Below are 19,524 nucleotides of genomic sequence, written 5' to 3'. Positions count from 1 at the left end.
TTCTCCTAGAATGTGCGTCGATTGGGCCTAGCGGAATTGGGCAAGGAACCGCAGGTCGTTATCGAAGAACAGACGCAAATCGTTGACGCCATAGCGCAGCATGGCCAGGCGCTCGGCGCCCATGCCGAAGGCGAAGCCCTGGAACTCTTCAGGGTCGATGCCGGACATGCGCAGCACGCTTGGGTGCACCATGCCGCAGCCCATCACTTCCAGCCAGCCGGTTTGCTTGCACACGCGGCAGCCGTTGCCGGAACACATCACGCACTGGATGTCGACTTCGGCGGAGGGCTCGGTGAAGGGGAAGAACGATGGGCGGAAACGCACCGCCAGTTCTTTTTCGAAGAATACGCGCAGGAATTCTTCGATGGTGCCCTTGAGGTCGGCGAAGTTGATATCGCGATCGATCAGCAGGCCTTCGACCTGGTGGAACATCGGCGAGTGGGTGATATCCGAGTCGCAGCGGTATACGCGGCCCGGGCACACAATGCGGATGGGCGGCTGGGTGGACTCCATGGTCCGCACCTGCACCGGCGAGGTGTGGGTACGCAGCAGCATGTTGGCATTGAAGTAGAAGGTGTCGTGCATCGCCCGGGCCGGGTGGTGGCCGGGGATGTTGAGCGCTTCGAAGTTGTGGTAGTCGTCTTCGACCTCTGGGCCTTCGGCAATGCCGTAGCCGATGTGGGTGAAGAACTGCTCGATGCGCTCGAGTGTACGGGTGATCGGGTGCAAGCCACCGGTGGCCTGGCCGCGGCCTGGCAGGGTGACGTCAATGCATTCGGCAGCCAGGCGAGCGCTGAGCTCGGCTTCTTCAAAGGCGGCCTTGCGGGCATTGAGCACAACGGTGACGCGCTCTTTGGCGTCGTTGATCAGCGCGCCGACTTTCGGCCGCTCTTCGGCTGGCAGGTTGCCCAGGGTCTTCATCACCTGGGTCAGCTCGCCCTTCTTGCCGAGATAATTAACCCGGATCTGTTCCAGGGCATTGATGTCTTCAGCGCGCTCCACGGCCTCTAGGGCTTGGGAGACCAGCGCATCCAGGTTTTCCATGTACAGACTCCAGATACGAAAATAGGGGAAGAGCTTTGAAGGCTCTTCCCCTATCGATGACGTTCAATGCCCGACGGCGCTAGCGCCGCCGGGTGATTGTCGCGGGTACTTAAGCCAGAACGGCTTTAGCTTTCTCGACAATCGCAGCAAACGCCGCTTTTTCGTTCACTGCCAGATCGGCCAGAACCTTACGGTCGATTTCGATCGAAGCCTTTTTCAGGCCAGCAATCAGACGGCTGTAGGACAGACCGTTGTTGCGAGCACCGGCGTTGATACGAGCGATCCACAGTGCGCGGAACTGACGCTTCTTCTGGCGACGGTCGCGGTAGGCGTATTGGCCTGCCTTGATGACCGCTTGCTTGGCTACGCGGAATACGCGCGAGCGTGCACCGTAGTAACCTTTAGCCAGTTTCAGAATTTTCTTGTGACGCTTACGAGCGATGACGCCACGCTTAACACGAGCCATGAGTAACTTCCTCTATCTTAACCAGAATTAACGAACGCGCAGCATGCGCTCGACTTTTGCCACGTCAGACGGGTGCAGCAAGCTGGCACCGCGCAGTTGACGCTTACGCTTGGTCGACATTTTGGTCAGGATGTGGCTCTTGAAAGCGTGCTTGTGCTTGAAGCCCGAAGCTGTCTTCAGGAAGCGCTTCGCAGCACCGCTCTTGGTTTTCATTTTTGGCATGTTGAACTCCGCATTCGAAAAAAATTACACAATAATCATCAGGCCTGCCGTGCCCGGGAGATTACTTCTTCTTTTTGGGGGCGATGACCATCATAAGCTGGCGTCCTTCCATCTTCGGATGCTGCTCAACGGTGCCGTATTCAAGCAGGTCAGCTTCAACCCGCTTCAACAGCTCCATGCCCAGCTCCTGGTGGGCCATCTCACGACCACGGAATCTCAGAGAGATCTTGGCCTTGTCCCCATCGGTAAGGAAACGTACCAGGTTGCGTAGTTTTACCTGGTAATCCCCATCCTCCGTCCCTGGACGAAACTTGATTTCTTTGATCTGGATCTGCTTCTGGTTTTTCTTGGCTTCGTTGGCCTGCTTCTTCTTCTCGAAGAGGTGCTTGCCGTAGTCCATGACCTTGCAGACCGGTGGTACCGCGTCTGCAGAGATTTCTACCAGATCCAGCTTCGCTTCATCAGCGATACGCAGCGCTTCATCAATCGAGACGATGCCAACCTGCTCGCCGTCTGCGCCAATTAACCGAACCTCGCGGGCCGAGATATTCTCGTTGATCGGGGCCTTCGGTACAGCACGCTTATCGTTTCTCATTTCACGCTTAATAGTCATTACTCCGATTCTTGGCGACCACGCCGGGAAACCGCTTGTGTCAGAAGCTCAGCGAATTGGGCGACGGGCATGGAGCCCAGGTCTGCGCCTTCGCGAGTACGCACTGCAACGGTCTGCGTTTCGACTTCGCGATCCCCTATAACCAAAAGGTACGGGACCTTGAGCAAAGTATGCTCGCGGATTTTAAAGCCGATCTTCTCATTTCTCAAGTCCGACTTGGCACGGAAACCGCTACCGTTCAGAGATTTCTCAACCTCGAGGGCGAAATCGGCCTGTTTGTCGGTGATATTCATGATCACCGCCTGGGTCGGCGCCAGCCACGCCGGGAACACGCCAGCGTAGTGCTCGATCAGCATGCCGATGAAGCGCTCGAACGAACCGAGGATGGCACGGTGCAGCATGACCGGGCGAACACGGCTGTTGTCTTCGGCGATGTAGCTGGCGTCCAGACGCTCTGGCAGGTTCGGGTCGTACTGCAGGGTACCACACTGCCAGTTACGGCCGAGGCAGTCGCGCAGGGTAAACTCGATTTTCGGGCCGTAGAAGGCGCCCTCGCCTGGCTGGTATTCCCACTCAAGGCCCGATTCGTTCAGGGCGTCGGCCAGTGCGCTTTCGGCACGGTCCCACAGCTCTTCGGAACCAACACGCTTGGCCGGACGAGTGGACAGCTTCATGGCGATGTCGCTGAAGCCGAAGTCCTTGTACACGTCCAGGGTCAGCTTGATGAAGTCGGCGGCTTCTTTCTTCACCTGTTCTTCGGTGCAGAAGATGTGCGCGTCATCCTGTACGAAGCCACGCACACGCATGATGCCATGTAGGGCGCCGGACGGCTCGTTACGGTGGCAGGCACCGAACTCGGCCAGGCGCAGCGGCAGGTCGCGGTAGCTTTTCAGCCCCTGGTTGAACACCTGCACGTGGCACGGGCAGTTCATCGGTTTTACCGCATAGTCACGGCTTTCCGACGAAGTGGTGAACATGTTCTCGGCGTAGTTGGACCAGTGGCCGGAACGCTCCCAGAGAATGCGGTCGACAACCTGCGGGGTCTTGATTTCCAGGTAGCCGTTGGCGCGTTGAACCTGACGCATGTACTGCTCAAGTACCTGGTACACGGTCCAGCCGTTGGCGTGCCAGAACACCATTCCCGGGGCTTCTTCCTGCAGGTGGAACAGGTCGAGCTGCTTGCCGATCTTGCGGTGGTCGCGTTTTTCGGCTTCTTCGATGCGCTGAACGTAGGCGGCCAGCTGCTTCTTGTCGGCCCAGGCAGTGCCGTACACGCGCTGCAGCTGCTCGTTCTTGGCATCACCGCGCCAGTAGGCACCGGACAGCTTGGTCAGCTTGAATGCCTTGAGGAAGCGGGTGTTCGGCACGTGCGGGCCGCGGCACATGTCGACGTATTCTTCGTGGTAGTACAGGCCCATGGCCTGCTCATCCGGCATGTCTTCGACCAGGCGCAGCTTGTAGTCTTCGCCACGGGCCTTGAACACGTCGATGACTTCGGCGCGCGGGGTCACTTTCTTGACCACGTCGTAGTCTTTCTCGATCAGCTCCATCATGCGCTTTTCGATGGCGGCCATGTCTTCAGGGGTGAAGGGGCGCTCGTAGGCGATGTCGTAATAGAAGCCTTCGTCGATAACCGGGCCGATCACCATCTTGGCGGTCGGGTACAGCTGCTTCACCGCGTGGCCGACCAGGTGGGCGCACGAGTGACGGATGATCTCCAGTCCCTCTTCATCTTTAGGGGTGATGATCTGCAGGGTGGCGTCGTGACTGATCAGGTCGCAAGCATCGACCAGTTTGCCGTCGACCTTGCCGGCGACGGTGGCCTTGGCCAGGCCGGCGCCGATGGAAGCGGCAACGTCGGCTACGGATACGGCGTGATCAAACGAACGTTGACTGCCATCGGGAAGAGTAATAGTGGGCATGGCGCCTCCTCTCCTAGTGGTGACCCCTACCAAAGGTCACGTGGGTTGGGATGAGCCAGTACAAGATCCGACCTGCCCTCCTTTATAAGGAAGCCTGCCTCACAGTGGCAGAAGCCTTTCGGCTTGCAAGGGACGAACCAGAGTGACTGGAAAGAAAAAAGATAGCTGCAGCCGGCACAGCGCGACCACAAGCCGAGCATGCTAGCACGCGGGTTGCACCCCAGGCAGAAATATTTGGAAATTGCACCGCAGCGGTGAACTAACGCGGAAAAATACCGCTCAGACTTTGGGAAGCAACCTACTCTTGATGAGACCTTAACCCAAGGAGTAACTGGTTATGCGAGTTCCGTCTCTTCTGGCCCTGGCGGCCGCTGGCGCCCTGCTGCTGCCCGTGGCTGCGAACGCCGGCAACTTCCCAGCCGGGAAGGAGGCCGCCTACACCGCCCAGTGCACGCAAGTGGCCGGCAGCCAGGGCGTTGACGCTGCCACCGCAAAAAAACACTGCGACTGCGGCGCACAAGCGATCAAAAAGAATTTCACCGACGCCGAGATTGCCGACCTGGACAGCAAGGATGGCGTTGACGCCAAGCTGATGCAGAAGGCCCAGACCGTGGTACAACAGGCCTGCGCACCGAAGCGCTGAAACCTTAAAGCCGGTGGTGGCTGACGATTATTTTGCGCTGGATCAACATCCGGTGAAGGTAAAAGGCGCTAGTTCCGCAGAATTAGACTATGATGTCATCTGTGCCAGACAGCTCAGGCGTCTAGGCACTTCGAAAAATTTCAAGTTTCTGGAGATTCATCCCATGTCCAATCGCCAAACCGGCACCGTCAAATGGTTCAATGATGAGAAAGGCTTCGGCTTCATCACCCCACAAGGCGGCGGCGACGACCTGTTCGTTCACTTCAAGGCCATCGAATCCGACGGCTTCAAGAGCCTGAAAGAAGGTCAGCAAGTTTCCTTCGTCGCCGAGCGCGGTCAGAAGGGCATGCAGGCTGCACAGGTTCGTCCGGAGTAATTCGGAAGCTGTGAAAAAACCCGCCCTTGTGGCGGGTTTTTTTATGGGCGCTTACCAGGCGGTATACGCTGCTCTTTGCGGCCCTTTCGCGGCACGAGGCCGCTGCTACAGGGGCCGCATGGGCCTTTGGAGCTGCATCAACCGCAGTTGACGCGGGTTACCTTGCCTTGCTCGTCCACGTTCAGGTTCAGGCGGTCGGAGCGGTATTCCAGGGTTACTACATCGTGCGGCTTGAGGATGCGTGCTGTCTGCGAGCCACTGCCCTTGCGCGCCTGCTCCAGCAGCTCGGCGCTGCCTGGTTTGCCAATGGCAAAATCGGCGCCGCTGGCTTCGCAGCGGCCATCGTTGCCAGCCGATGCGGCCGGCGCATCGCCACCAGCGTTGCCACCTGTGCTGCAACCAGCCAGGACAGCAGCCACCGCCAGGGTTGCCAGGTAAGCACGGGTACGGAACATGAAGCCTCCTAAATGGGTCCGGGAACTGTCTGTTCCGACAGCTCCGCTCAGTATTCGTTGCAAAACCGGTCAAGTCTGCCTGAACTCTAGCACCGAGGCGAAAAGCAATCGTGACCGGATTTTGCACAACCCCCTGCGTTTGCCATATGCTTAGCGCGCACGGTCACTGGCGCAAAGCCATGATTTGCTGCAAGAAGTGGAGCGCATCCCGCCTCCATCGAGCACCAGGGTCAGGTGCTCCCCCTTCGTTCCGGGCCCCCAGCGAGAGCTTTTCATGAGTACCCACAGCATCGATGCCGACATCAAGGTCAAATGGGCCGAGGGCCAGAGCGCGTACAGCCCTGGCACACCGGAAGAATTGCTGTTGATCGCCATCGACCTGTTGGTACGGGACAACGGCGCCGAGGCGGCACGCAGCTTCATCGACCAGGTGTTCGAGCGCTACGCGCCGCACGCGGCTATTCCAATCGCGCCAGACGTGTGCTGAGCAGGTCGAACAGCCCCTGGGCATCGCCCTGCTCCACCCACAGCACATTCGCCGGCTGCTTGAGTACGCCGTACCAGTCGGCAATGGTCTGGCCGAAGGTCGGGCCTTCACGGCTGTCGATGCTCATATGGATGCGTCGGCCGCTGAACAGCTCTGGCTTTAACAGGTAGGCAATGACGCTGGCGTCATGCACCGGGCCCCCGGGCATGCCGTACAGGTCCATGTCGTGGGTGATGTAGGCATTGAGGATATCGACCACGCGCTTGCTGGCCTGATTGTTCACGGCTGCCAGTTGTTTCAGGCGGGCGTCGCTGGTCAGCAGCTTGTGGGTGACGTCCAGCGGCAGGTAGGTGAGTGGTACACCGCTGGCCAGCACCACTTCGGCGGCGTGCGGGTCTGCGTAGAGGTTGAATTCTGCTGCCGGGGTGATGTTGCCGCCATTGAAGTGGGCGCCGCCCATGACCACCACCTCCTTGATGCCCTGGGCGATGTCCGGGCGCTGGATCAATGCCAGGGCCAGATTGGTCTGCGGGCCGAGCATGGCCACGGTGATGCTGTGCGGTTTGGCTGCGCCGAGGGTATCCACCAGGTATTGCACGGCATTACCCTGGGCCAGGGCCGCTTTCGGCTCGTGCACCTGCACACCGGTAAGGCCTTCTTCGCCATGAACATCGGCGGCGTAGATGGGTGTGCGCACCAGTGGGCGGCCGGCGCCGGCATACACAGGAATGTCTTCGCGGCCCGCCCATTCGCGGGCCAAGCGGGCGTTGCGCGAGGTTTTATCCAGGCGCACGTTGCCGGCCACGGTGGTGATGGCACGGATATTGAGCTCGTCAGGCGAGGCCATGGCCAGGAACAGCGCGACCACGTCGTCGGCGCCGGGGTCGGTGTCGATGATCAAGTCGATGGGGGCCGCCTGGAGGGTGGTGGCTGTGGCCATGAAGGCGATTCCTTGTAGCAGGGGTTTGAGCATAGGGGCACTCCTGTTGCCTGGGTAGAGGGTTCCGGGGCCGCGCTGCGGCCCAATCGCCGGCAAGCCAGCTCCCACAGGTACAGCGCGACATCCCTGTGGGAGCTGGCTTGCCGGCGATCGGGGGCAAAGCCCCCGGGTTCAGAAAGTGACGCCGGAGATGAGGGCGATGTTGCTGTAGGGCTGGCACTCACCGGTACGCACCACCGCGCGGGCACTGCGCGACAGCACCTTGAAATCTTCATGGCTCAGCCATTCGCGCTTGCCCAGCTTGCCCTTCAACCGCTCGATCTCGACCAGCGCAGGCGGCACTACTTTCTGCATTTCTTCAGCCAGCACATGCCGCTCTACCTGCAACTCGCTCAGCACTACCCGCAACACACTGGCGAAATCCGGCAGACCGGGCGTGATGGCAAGGTCGATCATTTCCACGCCAGGCGGCACCGGCAGCCCGGCATCGCCGATCACCAGGATATCGCCATGCCCCATGCCGGCAATGACCCGCGACAGGGCAACGTTCAGCAAGGGGGTTTTCTTCATGGTGTCAGCTCCGCCAGGTAGGGAATGGACGGCTGGGCACCGGCACGGGTAACCGACAAGGCGGCGGCACGCTGGCCAAAGGCAATGGCCTCGCCCTCCTCCAGCCCCCGAACCAGCCCCGCAGCGAAGCCGCCAATGAAAGTATCGCCCGCAGCAGTGGTGTCCAGCGGTTGCACCACAGGCGCCGGGAAATGCTGGTGGCCCTTGGCAGTCACCAGCAAAGCCCCTTGCGCGCCCAAGGTGATGATCACTTTGCCCGCCCCCAGCTGCAGCAAGCGCTCACCGGCGCGCCGGGCGCTGTCCTGGTCGGTCACCGGCACCCCGGTCAGGGCTTCGGCCTCGCTTTCGTTAGGGGTGAGGTAATCGATGCGCGCAAACCAGTCCGCCGGCAAGGGGCCGGTGGCCGGCGCCGGGTTCAGGATCACCTGTTTGCCCAGTTCATGCGCCCTCGTCAGGGTCCAGGCCACGGTGTCGGCCGGCACTTCCAGCTGGCAGATGACCACCTCGGCCGCCTGCAGCAACGCATCAAAGCGCTGTACCGACTGCGGCGTCAGCAGGCCGTTGCCGCCAGGAATGATGACGATGCAGTTCTGGCTGGCAGCATCCACGGTAATCAGTGCCACACCGCTGGACACCCCTGGGCAGGTGCTGACGCCCTGGCAATCGATGCCCTCGACATACAGGGCCCGGTGCAGTTGCCGGCCATAGTCATCGTCACCCACATTGCCGATCATTGCCACGCTGCCGCCGAGCCGCGCCACCGCCACGGCCTGGTTTGCGCCTTTGCCGCCCGGCACGGTGAAAAAGCTTTCGCCGGGGAGTGTTTCGCCGGCCCGGGGCAGGCGCTGGGCGCGGGCCACCAGGTCCATATTGAGGCTGCCGACCACCACAACCTTGGCATTCATGACGTTTCCTTAGCGTTAGCGGTAATCGTTGAACAAGTCCGGGCGCGGCCCGGTGGACTCACGCAGCACGATGCGCGGGGCCACAATGCGTTGCTCCGCCGCGCCTTGCCGGGGTGTTCCTATACGTGTCAGCAACAGTGAGGCGGCGCTCTCGCCCAGCTCGCGAATCGACTGGCCCACGGTGGTCAACGGCGGATACACGTAGCGGCTCAGCTCGATGTCGTCGAAGCCGATCACCGACAGCTCGCCGGGCACGCTGATATTGCGTTCGGCCGCAGCACGCAGCACGCCGAAACCGATCATGTCGTTGCCGGCAAAAATCGCCGTGGGCCGTTTACCCTCCAGCACCTGCGCTGCTGCTGCGTGCCCACCCGGGCTGGTGAAGTCGCAGTGCAGCACACGGCTGCCCAGCACCGGCACGCCGGCTTCGGCCATGGCGCGGCGGAAGCCGTTCAGACGCAATTGGGTAACCCCAGTTTCTGCCGGGCCGCCAATATAGGCGACATCGCGGTGGCCAAGCTCCAGCAGATGCTGAGTGGCCAGGTAGGCGCCGTGTTCGTGGTCGATGCGCACCAGGTCGGCATCCACGCCTTCCAGCTCACGGTCGACGATAACCATTGGCGTGCGCACGCAGGCCAGGCTTTGCAGCAGGTCGCTGTCCTGGCCCACCGAGGCCACCACCAGGCCGTCGATGCGCTTTTCCAGCAGCACGCGCAGATAACTGCGCTGCTTCTGTGGGTTGTCATCGGAGTTGCACAAAATCACACAGTAGCCGTTGCGCTCACACGCGTCTTCAATGCCCCGCGCCAGCTCGGCGAAGTACGGGTTGACGCTGTTGGGCACCAGCAGTCCGATGGTGGCCGTGCTGCGCGCCTTGAGTGAGCGCGCCACCGCGCTGGGCACGTAGTCCAGCTCGATAATGGCGGCTTCAACCTTCTGCCGCACATGTTCGCTCACCGGTCGGGTCTTGTTCAGTACATGGGACACAGTCGTGTAGGAAATGCCCGCCAGTGCCGCGACGTCTTTGATGGTTGCCATATTGTCAGTTCCGCCGGGCTGCACGCCGGCTGCGGTAAGTGTCGAGCACCACGGCGATGACGATCACCGCCCCGGTGATGATGCGTTTGGTCGGCTCGCTGGCGCCAATCTGCGCCAGCCCGGCGGCCAGTACCGAGATGATCAGTACGCCAAAGAAGGTGCTGATGACCGAGCCACGCCCGCCCATCAGGCTGGTGCCGCCGATCACCACGGCGGCGATTACCTGCAGCTCCAGGCCGGAGCCGGCATTGGGGTCGGCCGCCTCCAGGCGCGATATCTGGAACAGCGCGGCCAGGCCTGCCAGCAGCCCCATCAGGGCAAACACCAGCACTTTGTACGGGCGCGGGTCGATACCTGCCAGGCGCACCGCCTCTTCATTGGTACCGATGCCGATCAGGTAGCGGCCGAACACCGTGCGGGTCAGCACCAGATGGGCCAGTACGATCACCAGCAAGGCAATGATGAACGCTGGCGAAATACCAAAGGCAACCGGGTTGGAAAACCACGCATAGGCATCGCCGATATAGGCGGTGCGCGAGTCGGTGAACTGGTAGGCCAGGCCGCGGGCCATTTCCAGCACGCCAAGCGAGACGATGAACGATGGAATACGCCAGGCCACCGTAACGCCGCCGGTAATGCTGCCGGCCAGTGCGGCCACGGCCATGCCCAGCAGCGCCGACGGCAGCGGGTCCCAGCCCCAGCCGAGGATGGCCACACTCACGGCAGAAGCCGCCAGGGCCAGCACCGAGCCCACCGACAGGTCGATGCCGCCAATGATCAGCACAAAGGTCATGCCCACCGCCAGCACCATCAGGTCGGGGATCTGGTTGGCCAAGGTACTGAAGGTGTTGTAAGACCAGAAGTGGCTGCTGAGGAACGAGAACAACACAATCATCGCCAGCAAGGCGCCAGCCAGGCCCAGGTAGGTGCCCAGGCCAAAGTAGGTGCCACTGCGGCGCACAGGGGCGGCGCCTTGGCTATCGAGCGGGGTGGTTTTCATGCGTCCATCCTGGGGGCTGCATCGTGCAGCAGTGCGTCACGTTTCTGATAACCGGCAAAGGCTGCGGCCAGCAGCTGGTCCTGGCTCCAATGATCACGCTCGAAGGTGTCGATCAGGCGACCGGCCGACAGCACGGCGATGCGGTCGCAGATCAGCATCAGCTCGCGCAGGTCGCTAGACACCACCACCAGCGCCTTGCCCTGGCGCGCCAGTTCGGCCAGCAGGCCATAGATGTCGAACTTGGCACCCACGTCGATGCCTCGGGTGGGCTCGTCGAACAGCAGCACCTGGCAGTCGCGCTCCAGCCAGCGGCCAATCACCACCTTCTGCTGGTTGCCGCCAGACAGCTCGCCCACAACCTGGTGGGCGCCGGCACTGCGAATGCGCATGGCCTGGATCTGGCGCTCGGCCAAGGCCTGCTCTGCCTGGCCGTCAAGCACGCCAGCGCGTGACACCGCGCCCAGGTTGCCCAAGGCGATGTTGGCGCTGATCGACTGAGTCAACAGCAGGCCCTCGCCTTTGCGGTCTTCGGTAATCAGCGCGATACCCGCCTTTACGGCAGCCTTGGGCGAGTCGATGGTGACGGTTTGTAGTGGTTGGCCGAGCGCGATGCTGCCACTGTCGGCACGGTCGGCGCCGTAGATCAGCCGCAACAGCTCGGTACGGCCGGCACCAATCAGGCCGGATATGCCGAAGATCTCCCCTGCCCTGACCTCAAACGACACCTCGCGCACCTTGTCAGCACGGCTGAGCTTGTCGACCTTGAGCAACGGCGCGCCGATCTGCCGGCGGCCCAGGTCGATATGTTCGCCCAGCTCGCGGCCGACCATCAGGTTGACCAGCTCCGCACTGCTGTAGCGCTGGATTGGCTCGTCGCACACCAGCTTGCCGTCGCGCAGCACGACGATGCGCTGTGCAACACGCTGCAGTTCTTCCAGGCGGTGGGAAATGTAGACGATGGCCACGCCACGCTGGCGCAGGCGCTCGATCTGGGTGAACAGCAGCTCCACCTCGCGCGCGGTGAGCATCGCGGTGGGCTCATCGAAGATCAGCACATGGCAGTCGCCGATCAGGTTGCGGGCAATCTCGACCATCTGCTGATGGCCAATGCCCAGTTCGCCCACCGGGGTATCCGGGTCGATGGCATCGAGCCCGACCTGCGCCATGGCGGCGGTGGCCAGCTGGCGCAGGCGCTTGTGGCTGATCCAGCCGAAACGGCTTGGCAGGTTGTCGAGATACAGGTTTTCCGCCACGGTCAGCGTCGGCAGCAGGTTCAGCTCCTGCATCACCATGCGCACACCTAGGCGCTCGGCCTCGCTGCGGCTGGCAGGCGCGTAGGCCTGACCGCGGTAAGTCATGTGCCCGGTGGTGGGTACCTCCAGGCCGCTAATGAGCTTGGACAGCGTACTCTTGCCCGCGCCGTTCTCGCCGGTCAGGGCCAGCACTTCGCCGGCGCGCAGGCTCAGGCTGACCTCGCCGAGCACGGGCTGGGCGTAGGTCTTGCCCAGCCCGCTGGCGGTCAGCACCACGTCATTGGCCGATGCAGCCATGGCCGTTTCTCCTGGCAGCGTCAGGGCTTCTTGGTGATGAGTTCGACCGGGGTCTGGATGACGTTGTCGGCATCCACATCCGGTTTCTCGCCCTTGACCATTTTCAGCGCAGCCTGGATGCCGTACACCGCCTGCTGGCTGGCGGCCTGGTCGAGGGTGGCAAGCACGCGACCATCGGCAAGCATCGGCTTGATGGCGTTGATGTTGTCATAGCCCACCACTTGCACCTGGCCGGTCTTGCCGGCGGCGCGCACGGCCGACACGGCGCCCAGCGCCATGCTGTCGTTGCCGGCCAGCAAGGCCTTCAGCTCGGGGTATTCGTTGAGCATGGCGGCGGCCACGGCGTTGCCTTTGTCGATTTCCCAATTGCCGCTTTGTACCGAGACGATTTTCATCTGCGCGGCATCCATGGCGTCCTTGAAGCCGGCGGTGCGCTGCTGGGCGTTGGTGGTGGTCGGCACCCCTTCGATGATGCCCACCTGGTCGCCGGCCTTGAGCTTCTCGTTGGCCAGGTAGTCGCCGACCAGGCGCGCGCCTTTACGGTTGTCGGGGCCAACGAACGGCACGCTGATGCCTTTGCTCTTGAGCAGATCAGGGTCCAGGCGGTTGTCGATGTTGATCACCACCACGCCCTGGTCCATGGCCTTCTTCACCACCGACACCAGCGCCTTGGAATCAGCCGGGGCAATCACCAGCGCCTTGGCGCCGGCATTGACCATCTGCTCGACAATGCGGATCTGTTCGCCAGTGTCGGTCTCGTTCTTGATGCCGTTGGCGACCAGGTCGAATTCGTTGGCGTGGGTTTTCTGGTAGTCCTTGGCGCCGTCTTCCATGGTGCGGAAGAATTCGTTGGCCAGTGACTTCATCACCAGGGCGACCTTGGGCTTGTCTTCGGCATGGGCGGCAGATAATGGCAGGGCGAGGGAAAGGGAGGAAACGACAGCGAGGGCCAGCAAACGACTGGGGAACGGCAGTTTCATGGACGATGACTCCGAATCTTGTGTTTTTTATCGGATCGCAAACGTTTGCGTTGACTAACTATGGAAACAGGACCGGGGTTTGTCAAATCCGTTTGGCTTTCGGAGGCCAAGCACTGCTGTGGCCGATTATGCAGATTTTTCCGGAAAACCGAACACCTTTTCCTATTCTTGTTCGGAATTGCGAATGGAAAACTGCCCCTTGTAGGAGCGGCCTTGTGTCGCGATGGGCGGCGCAGCAGCCCCGGCAATGTGTGCTGAAGCCAGCATTCTGGGGCTGCTGCGCCGCCCATCGCGACGCAAGGCCGCTCCCACACAAAGAGCCGTCCGCGCAAGCTGGTACGAAACATGCCTGAAGCCCTGCGCGACTCAATAACTATCTCACTAGGAAGAGAGAGAACAATAACGATGAATGCCGCACTTAAAACCTTCGCCCCCAGCGCACTCGCCCTGCTGCTGATCCTGCCAACCACCGCCTCTGCCAAAGAAGCCGAAACCCAGCAGAAGCTGGCCAACGTGGTCATCCTCGCCACTGGCGGCACCATCGCCGGCGCCGGCGCCAGCGCGGCCAACAGCGCCACCTACCAGGCTGCCAAGCTGGGCATCGACAAGCTGATTGCCGGCGTGCCGGAACTGGCCGACATCGCCAACGTACGCGGCGAGCAGGTGATGCAGATCGCCTCTGAAAGCATCACCAACGAGGACTTGCTAAAGCTCGGCAAGCGGGTTGCCGAACTGGCCGAGAGCAAGGACGTCGACGGTATCGTCATTACCCACGGCACCGACACCCTCGAAGAAACCGCCTACTTCCTCAACCTGGTGGAAAAGACCGACAAGCCAATCGTGGTAGTCGGCTCGATGCGCCCGGGCACCGCCATGTCTGCCGACGGCATGCTCAACCTGTACAACGCCGTGGCCGTGGCCGGCGACAAGCAGTCGCGCGGCAAGGGCGTGCTGGTGACCATGAACGACGAGATCCAGTCGGGCCGTGACGTGAGCAAGTCGGTCAACATCAAGACCGAAGCCTTCAAGAGCGCCTGGGGCCCGATGGGCATGGTGGTGGAAGGCAAATCCTACTGGTTCCGCCTGCCGGCCAAGCGCCATACGGTCAATTCCGAGTTCGACATCAAGCAGATCAGTAGCCTGCCACAGGTGGACATTGCCTATGGCTATGGCAACGTGACCGACACCGCCTACAAGGCACTGGCGCAGAACGGTGCCAAGGCGCTGATCCATGCCGGTACCGGCAACGGTTCGGTGTCGTCGCGGGTGGTGCCGGCGTTGCAGGAACTGCGCAAGAACGGCGTGCAGATCATCCGCTCGTCGCACGTCAACCAGGGTGGTTTCGTGCTGCGCAACGCCGAACAGCCGGATGACAAGAACGACTGGGTCGTGGCCCACGACCTGAACCCGCAGAAGGCGCGGATTCTGGCGATGGTCGCCATGACCAAGACCCAGGACAGCAAAGAGCTGCAGCGGATCTTCTGGGAGTACTGAGTAACTCGCCGCGGTCCCCTGTGGGAGTGGCCTCGTGCCGCGAATGGGCTGCGAAGCGGCCCCAGGATTTGAGCTTCGCCGCAGAAATCGCTGGGGCTGCTGCGCAGCCCATTCGCGGCACAAGGCCGCTCCTACAAGACCAGAAGAGCGTTATGGCGCGATGCGCTTCAGGTCATTCAACAACCCCATCAGCTGCTGCAGCTTCTCTTCACCAAACTGCGCCTGAATCTTCTGGTAGTTCGCCTCCATGCCTTCCTTCATCGAGGCAAAGCACGCCTCCCCTCCTTCGGTCAAGCTGACGAACACCCGTCGCTGGTCCTGCGCGGCCTTCTGCCGCCGCACCAGCCCGTCTCGCTCCAGGCGCCCCAGTACCCCGGTCATGCTCGGCTTGAGGATGCAGGCCAGTTCCGCCAACTGGTAATTCTCCAGCTCGCCGTGCTGCTTGAGGATGCGAATTACCCGCCATTGCTGCTCGGTCAGGTCGTGCTGGTTCAACAGCGGCCTGAAAAATGCCATCGCGGCTTCTCGGGCCTGCAACAGGCTTAGCGTGAGCGAAGGTTGCGTCTTGGTCATGGTCAAACCTGTGGCTTTTTCTCAATTCACGAATTTAAGGGCATGCACGATGGAAAGTGCAATCTGTTCCACGGAAAACCCATTCAAGCTCGGCGCGCGGGCTGCGACCATCCGCTGTAAACAACAACAGCACCCGGGTGAGCCGCCATGGCCATTTCACTGCAATTCTGCCTGCCGCTGGCGGTACTCCCCGGGTGTGAGCTTGGCGTAGCGGTTGAAGAAGCGGCTGAAATAGGCCGGGTCCTTGAAGCCGAGCTGGTAACAGATTTCGTTGGCCGTGCTGCCGGAAAACAACAGCAAACGCTTGGCCTCCTGCATCAGCCGTTCCAGCACCAGGCGCTTGGATGGCAAGTCGGCGATGCGCCGGCACACATCGTTCAGCCGTGCCTCGGTCACGCCAATCTGCTGCGCGTAGCGGGCCAGCGGCCAATGCTCAAGGTAATGCGCTTCGATCAGGGCATTGAAACGGTGGAAGATCTTCAGGTCTTCATGCCGCGCCGGGGTCGATTCCAGCGAGTTGGGGCACAGCCGCAGCAGGCTGATCATGATCAGGCGGGTCAGCGACTGCAACGCCGCCTCGCGACCCGGTTGCTGCGTGGCAAACTCGTCACTCAACGCGTCCAGCCAGGCTTGCAGGCGCTGCGCCTCGGCCTTGTATTCGGCCGGCAGGTTGCCCAGCGCCACACAGGCTGGCTGCACCTGCACGCCCGCCGGCAGCAGGCTGGCATCGGCTTCGATCAATTGCCACACCAGTTGCTGGCGCACCGTCAGCACATGCCCGTCGCTGTCAGCTTCGGTGACGAACGCGTGCGCCACCGTGGGTGGCGTGAGGAAGAACATCGGCCCGGCCTCGATGTACTGCTGGTCATCCAGATACACCCGCACTGTGCCCGACTTCACGTAATGCACCTGGAAAAATCGGTCATGCCGGTGCACCGGCATGTTGCGCCCGAAAAAGCCCGCCAGGTTGCCCAGCCGGTCGTAATGCACCTCGCTGTCGCTGTAGCGCTGGTCGTAAACCTGGCCAATGTTGATGTTTGGTATCGGATGCCGGTCGCTCATGGCTGCTTGCTCGCAAATCGCTTGACCCTGTTGACGATGGCCCATGGTGCCTTGCCTTGCCGGCAGGCGCCACTGGCCACCCCTTGACCATCGTTAACATATTAACTATAACATTAACACATTAACGAAATCCGCAGGACGGCCACCGCCCTGCACTGCCAGGAGAAGAGCATGAGCCATGCCCTGCATGACGTTGCCAGCGGCACCCTGTTCGGCGTCGCGCTGAACTACCAGGGTTTGCTGCAGCAGCACCAAGCGGCGTTCGTGGAAGCACCGTACAAGCAACTGCCGGTCAAGCCGGTGTTGTTCGTCAAGACCCCGAACACCCGCAACCAGAATGAAGGCCAGGTGGTATTCCCGGCCGGCGTGCAGCGCGTGCAACCCGGCCCGGCGCTGGGCGTGGTGATTGGCAAGGACGCCAGCCGCGTCAGCGTGGCCGATGCCCTGGAGCATGTGGCGGGCTACACCATCGTCAACGAAGTGAGCCTGCCCGAAGACAGCTACTACCGCCCTGCAGTCAAGGCCAAGTGCCGTGATGGTTTTTGCCCGGTCGGCCCTGAACTGGTGCCCGCCAGCCAAGTGGCCAACCCCGATGCCCTGGGCCTGCGCCTGTATGTGAACGGCGAACTGCGCCAGCACAACAACACCGCCAACTGCGTACGCACGGTGGCGCAGCTGATTGCCGAAATCAGCGAGTTCATGACCCTGCACGCCGGCGACATCCTGATCACCGGAACCCCCGAGGGCCGCGTCGATGTACAGCCAGGTGACCGCGTCGACATCGAGATCGACGGCCTGGGCAAGCTGACCAACCACATCGTCGCCGAGTGAGGAATTACCTGTGAAACACGCCCGTATCCAGTTCGACGGCCAGGCCCACGATGTCACGGTCGAAGACGATCACCTGCGCCTTGCCGACGGCCGCCTGGTCCATCAGGACCAGGTCACCTGGCTGCCACCCGCCACCGGCAGCATGTTCGCCCTGGGCCTGAACTACGCCGACCACGCCAGGGAGCTGGCCTTCGCGCCGCCCACCGAACCGTTGGCTTTCATCAAGTCGCCAGGCACCTACACCGGCCACAACCAGGTGACCTGGCGCCCGGACAACGTCGAATACATGCACTACGAGTGCGAGCTGGTGGCGGTGATCGGCAAAGCGGCGAAGAACGTCAAGCGTGAGGACGCCCTGGCCTACGTTGCCGGCTACACCGTGTGCAACGACTACGCCATCCGCGACTACCTGGAAAACTACTACCGCCCCAACCTGCGGGTTAAAAACCGCGATGCCACCACCCCGGTCGGCCCGTGGATCGTCGATGCGGCCGATGTGCCAGACGTCAGCAACCTGAAGCTGCGCACCTGGATCAACGGTGAGCTGAAGCAGGAAGGCACCACCGCGGACATGATCTTCGACATCCCGCACCTCATCGAATACTTCTCCAGCTTCATGACCCTGCAACCGGGCGACATGATCGCCACCGGCACGCCAGAAGGCCTGGCCGATGTGGTGCCGGGTGACGAAGTGGTGGTGGAAGTGGAAGGCGTCGGTCGCCTGGTCAACCGTATCGTCAGCGAAGCTGACTTCTTCAAGAACAACAAGGCATGAGCAGCATGATCAAGCACTGGATCAACGGCCGTGAGGTCGAGAGCAAAGACACCTTCATCAACTACAACCCGGCCACCGGTGACGCCATCTGCGAAGTCGCCAGCGGTGGCGCCGAGGAAGTGGCCCAGGCGGTGGCTGCGGCCAAGGAAGCCTTCCCCAAGTGGGCCAACACCCCGGCCAAGGAACGTGCCCGGCTGATGCGCAAGCTGGGTGAGCTGATCGAACAGAACGTGCCGAAACTCGCCGAGCTGGAAACCCTCGACACCGGCCTGCCGATCCACCAGACCAAGAACGTGCTGATCCCGCGTGCCTCGCACAACTTCGACTTCTTCGCCGAAGTGTGCACGCGCATGGATGGCCACACCTACCCGGTCGACGACCAGATGCTCAACTACACCCTGTACCAGCCGGTGGGTGTGTGCGGCTTGGTAAGCCCATGGAACGTGCCGTTCATGACGGCTACCTGGAAGACTGCACCGTGCCTGGCGCTGGGCAACACCGCCGTGCTGAAGATGAGCGAGCTGTCGCCGCTGACCGCCAACGAACTGGGCCGCCTGGCGGTTGAAGCTGGCATCCCCAATGGGGTGCTGAACGTCATCCAGGGTTACGGCGCTACCGCCGGCGATGCCCTGGTCCGCCACCCCGATGTGCGCGCCATTTCCTTCACCGGCGGTACCGCCACCGGCAAGAAGATCATGCAGACCGCGGGCCTTAAAAAGTACTCGATGGAACTGGGCGGCAAGTCGCCCGTGCTGATCTTCGAAGACGCAGACCTTGAGCGTGCGCTGGACGCCGCGCTGTTCACCATCTTCTCGCTGAACGGCGAGCGCTGCACCGCCGGCAGCCGCATCTTCATCCAGGAAAGCGTGTACCCGCAGTTTGTCGCCGAGTTTGCGGCGCGCGCCAAGCGCCTGATCGTAGGTGACCCGACCGACCCGAAAACCCAGGTCGGTTCAATGATCACCAAGCAGCACTATGACAAGGTCACCGGGTACATCCGCATTGGCATCGAAGAAGGTGCACGCCTGGTCGCCGGGGGCCTGGAGCGCCCGGCCAACCTGCCTGCGCACCTGGCCAAGGGGCAGTTTATCCAGCCCACCGTGTTCGCCGACGTGAACAACAAGATGCGCATTGCCCAGGAAGAAATCTTTGGCCCGGTGGTGTGCCTGATCCCGTTCAAGGACGAAGCCGAGGCGCTGCAACTGGCCAACGACACCGAGTATGGCCTGGCCTCGTACATCTGGACCCAGGACATCGGCAAAGCCCATCGCCTGGCCCGTGGCATCGAGGCCGGCATGGTATTCATCAACAGCCAGAACGTACGCGACCTGCGCCAGCCGTTCGGCGGCGTGAAAGGTTCCGGTACCGGGCGTGAGGGCGGGCAGTACAGCTTCGAGGTCTTTGCAGAGATTAAGAACGTGTGTATTTCCATGGGTAACCACCACATTCCTCGCTGGGGCATCTAACCCTCTGTGCGGTTTACACCGCCCGTGTAGGAGCGGCCTTGTGCCGCGATGGGGCGCGCAGCGGCCCCGGCAATATCTGCGGCGTGGCTGAAATCCAGGGGCCGCTGTGCGC

General features: G+C 61.8%; 22 protein-coding genes. 7 read left to right on the top strand and 15 right to left on the bottom strand.

Annotated features, from left to right (window positions below; translation table 11 throughout):
* Nucleotides 1–27: 27 nt before the first annotated feature.
* The 5 genes from pheS to thrS all read right to left on the bottom strand — a co-directional run bounded on the left by pheS (nucleotide 28) and on the right by thrS (nucleotide 4,267).
* Nucleotides 28–1,044, bottom strand: coding sequence for a phenylalanine--tRNA ligase subunit alpha (gene pheS, locus ACN6NG_RS09620; RefSeq protein ID WP_016487883.1), 1,017 nt, complete (start codon nucleotides 1,042–1,044; stop codon nucleotides 28–30).
* Nucleotides 1,045–1,153: 109 nt separating this feature from the next.
* The gene (rplT, locus tag ACN6NG_RS09615; RefSeq protein WP_009394046.1) at nucleotides 1,154–1,510 is read right to left on the bottom strand and encodes a 50S ribosomal protein L20; all 357 of its coding nucleotides are present in this window, start codon (nucleotides 1,508–1,510) and stop codon (nucleotides 1,154–1,156) included.
* Nucleotides 1,511–1,537: 27 nt separating this feature from the next.
* On the bottom strand, nucleotides 1,538–1,732 hold the full coding sequence (gene rpmI / locus ACN6NG_RS09610) for a 50S ribosomal protein L35 (protein WP_003250667.1): 195 nt from the start codon (nucleotides 1,730–1,732) through the stop codon (nucleotides 1,538–1,540).
* 61 nt (nucleotides 1,733–1,793) lie between these two features.
* Entirely contained in the window at nucleotides 1,794–2,345 is a 552-nt protein-coding gene (gene infC, locus ACN6NG_RS09605) for a translation initiation factor IF-3 (RefSeq protein ID WP_016499016.1), read from the bottom strand.
* Nucleotides 2,345–4,267, bottom strand: a complete 1,923-nt coding sequence (gene thrS, locus ACN6NG_RS09600) for a threonine--tRNA ligase (RefSeq protein ID WP_016499015.1) — start codon at nucleotides 4,265–4,267, stop codon at nucleotides 2,345–2,347. The genes infC and thrS overlap by 1 nt, the downstream gene beginning before the upstream one ends.
* A gap of 337 nt (nucleotides 4,268–4,604) precedes the next feature.
* Here thrS and ACN6NG_RS09595 point away from each other — a divergent pair, with 337 nt between their 5' ends.
* Both ACN6NG_RS09595 and ACN6NG_RS09590 read left to right on the top strand, forming a co-directional pair.
* Nucleotides 4,605–4,910: a hypothetical protein gene (locus ACN6NG_RS09595; RefSeq protein ID WP_016499014.1), complete on the top strand. Its 306-nt coding sequence runs from the start codon at nucleotides 4,605–4,607 to the stop codon at nucleotides 4,908–4,910.
* A 163-nt stretch (nucleotides 4,911–5,073) separates the two neighbouring features.
* Nucleotides 5,074–5,286: a cold-shock protein gene (locus ACN6NG_RS09590; RefSeq protein WP_016499013.1), complete on the top strand. Its 213-nt coding sequence runs from the start codon at nucleotides 5,074–5,076 to the stop codon at nucleotides 5,284–5,286.
* A gap of 137 nt (nucleotides 5,287–5,423) precedes the next feature.
* Here the strand turns inward: ACN6NG_RS09590 and ACN6NG_RS09585 are convergent, their stop codons facing one another.
* Nucleotides 5,424–5,741, bottom strand: a complete 318-nt coding sequence (locus tag ACN6NG_RS09585) for an I78 family peptidase inhibitor (protein WP_016499012.1) — start codon at nucleotides 5,739–5,741, stop codon at nucleotides 5,424–5,426.
* Between the two features lie 274 nt (nucleotides 5,742–6,015).
* On the opposite strand from ACN6NG_RS09585, the gene ACN6NG_RS09580 reads away from it, so the two are divergent.
* Nucleotides 6,016–6,228 (top strand): hypothetical protein, encoded by a 213-nt coding sequence (locus tag ACN6NG_RS09580; protein ID WP_063426913.1) that lies wholly within the window; start codon nucleotides 6,016–6,018, stop codon nucleotides 6,226–6,228.
* On the opposite strand, the gene ACN6NG_RS09575 is transcribed toward ACN6NG_RS09580, so the two are convergent.
* The 7 genes from ACN6NG_RS09575 to ACN6NG_RS09545 form a co-directional block, all read right to left on the bottom strand.
* On the bottom strand, nucleotides 6,200–7,201 hold the full coding sequence (locus ACN6NG_RS09575) for a nucleoside hydrolase (RefSeq protein WP_474313683.1): 1,002 nt from the start codon (nucleotides 7,199–7,201) through the stop codon (nucleotides 6,200–6,202). The two genes, ACN6NG_RS09580 and ACN6NG_RS09575, sit on opposite strands and share 29 nt — an antisense overlap.
* A 138-nt stretch (nucleotides 7,202–7,339) precedes the next feature.
* The gene (gene rbsD / locus ACN6NG_RS09570) at nucleotides 7,340–7,738 is read right to left on the bottom strand and encodes a D-ribose pyranase (RefSeq protein WP_043199736.1); all 399 of its coding nucleotides are present in this window, start codon (nucleotides 7,736–7,738) and stop codon (nucleotides 7,340–7,342) included.
* Nucleotides 7,735–8,643 (bottom strand): ribokinase, encoded by a 909-nt coding sequence (rbsK, locus tag ACN6NG_RS09565; protein ID WP_049274716.1) that lies wholly within the window; start codon nucleotides 8,641–8,643, stop codon nucleotides 7,735–7,737. Before rbsK ends, rbsD begins: the two co-directional genes overlap by 4 nt.
* A 15-nt stretch (nucleotides 8,644–8,658) precedes the next feature.
* A complete protein-coding gene (locus ACN6NG_RS09560) occupies nucleotides 8,659–9,681 on the bottom strand; it encodes a LacI family DNA-binding transcriptional regulator (protein ID WP_016499007.1) in 1,023 nt (340 codons plus the stop codon).
* A 4-nt stretch (nucleotides 9,682–9,685) separates the two neighbouring features.
* Nucleotides 9,686–10,681: an ABC transporter permease gene (locus ACN6NG_RS09555; protein ID WP_016499006.1), complete on the bottom strand. Its 996-nt coding sequence runs from the start codon at nucleotides 10,679–10,681 to the stop codon at nucleotides 9,686–9,688.
* Nucleotides 10,678–12,231: a sugar ABC transporter ATP-binding protein gene (locus tag ACN6NG_RS09550; protein ID WP_063426917.1), complete on the bottom strand. Its 1,554-nt coding sequence runs from the start codon at nucleotides 12,229–12,231 to the stop codon at nucleotides 10,678–10,680. Before ACN6NG_RS09550 ends, ACN6NG_RS09555 begins: the two co-directional genes overlap by 4 nt.
* 20 nt (nucleotides 12,232–12,251) lie before the next feature.
* Entirely contained in the window at nucleotides 12,252–13,211 is a 960-nt protein-coding gene (locus ACN6NG_RS09545) for a sugar ABC transporter substrate-binding protein (protein ID WP_353457175.1), read from the bottom strand.
* A 405-nt stretch (nucleotides 13,212–13,616) separates the two neighbouring features.
* Here ACN6NG_RS09545 and ACN6NG_RS09540 point away from each other — a divergent pair, with 405 nt between their 5' ends.
* Nucleotides 13,617–14,705 carry an asparaginase gene (locus ACN6NG_RS09540; protein ID WP_197899402.1) on the top strand — a complete coding sequence of 363 codons (1,089 nt, stop codon included), beginning with the start codon at nucleotides 13,617–13,619 and terminating at the stop codon, nucleotides 14,703–14,705.
* Between the two features lie 150 nt (nucleotides 14,706–14,855).
* Here the strand turns inward: ACN6NG_RS09540 and hpaR are convergent, their stop codons facing one another.
* Both hpaR and hpaA read right to left on the bottom strand, forming a co-directional pair.
* A complete protein-coding gene (gene hpaR / locus ACN6NG_RS09535) occupies nucleotides 14,856–15,278 on the bottom strand; it encodes a homoprotocatechuate degradation operon regulator HpaR (protein ID WP_016499002.1) in 423 nt (140 codons plus the stop codon).
* A gap of 156 nt (nucleotides 15,279–15,434) precedes the next feature.
* Nucleotides 15,435–16,340, bottom strand: coding sequence for a 4-hydroxyphenylacetate catabolism regulatory protein HpaA (hpaA, locus tag ACN6NG_RS09530; RefSeq protein WP_063426988.1), 906 nt, complete (start codon nucleotides 16,338–16,340; stop codon nucleotides 15,435–15,437).
* A gap of 171 nt (nucleotides 16,341–16,511) precedes the next feature.
* Here hpaA and ACN6NG_RS09525 point away from each other — a divergent pair, with 171 nt between their 5' ends.
* From ACN6NG_RS09525 to hpaE, 3 genes are read left to right on the top strand one after another with little or no spacing between them, the layout of a single operon-like run.
* A complete protein-coding gene (locus ACN6NG_RS09525; protein WP_063426927.1) occupies nucleotides 16,512–17,171 on the top strand; it encodes a fumarylacetoacetate hydrolase family protein in 660 nt (219 codons plus the stop codon).
* 10 nt (nucleotides 17,172–17,181) lie between these two features.
* Nucleotides 17,182–17,946, top strand: a complete 765-nt coding sequence (locus ACN6NG_RS09520) for a fumarylacetoacetate hydrolase family protein (RefSeq protein ID WP_049274710.1) — start codon at nucleotides 17,182–17,184, stop codon at nucleotides 17,944–17,946.
* A 5-nt stretch (nucleotides 17,947–17,951) separates the two neighbouring features.
* Complete coding sequence (gene hpaE, locus ACN6NG_RS09515; RefSeq protein WP_063426990.1) at nucleotides 17,952–19,412, top strand: 5-carboxymethyl-2-hydroxymuconate semialdehyde dehydrogenase; 1,461 nt, start codon at nucleotides 17,952–17,954, stop codon at nucleotides 19,410–19,412.
* Nucleotides 19,413–19,524 lie beyond the last annotated feature (112 nt).

Source organism: Pseudomonas sp. TSO6 (assembly GCF_056098905.1).
The sequence above is the reverse complement of the archived record's forward strand: the minus strand, read 5'-3'. Positions and strand labels throughout refer to the sequence as shown.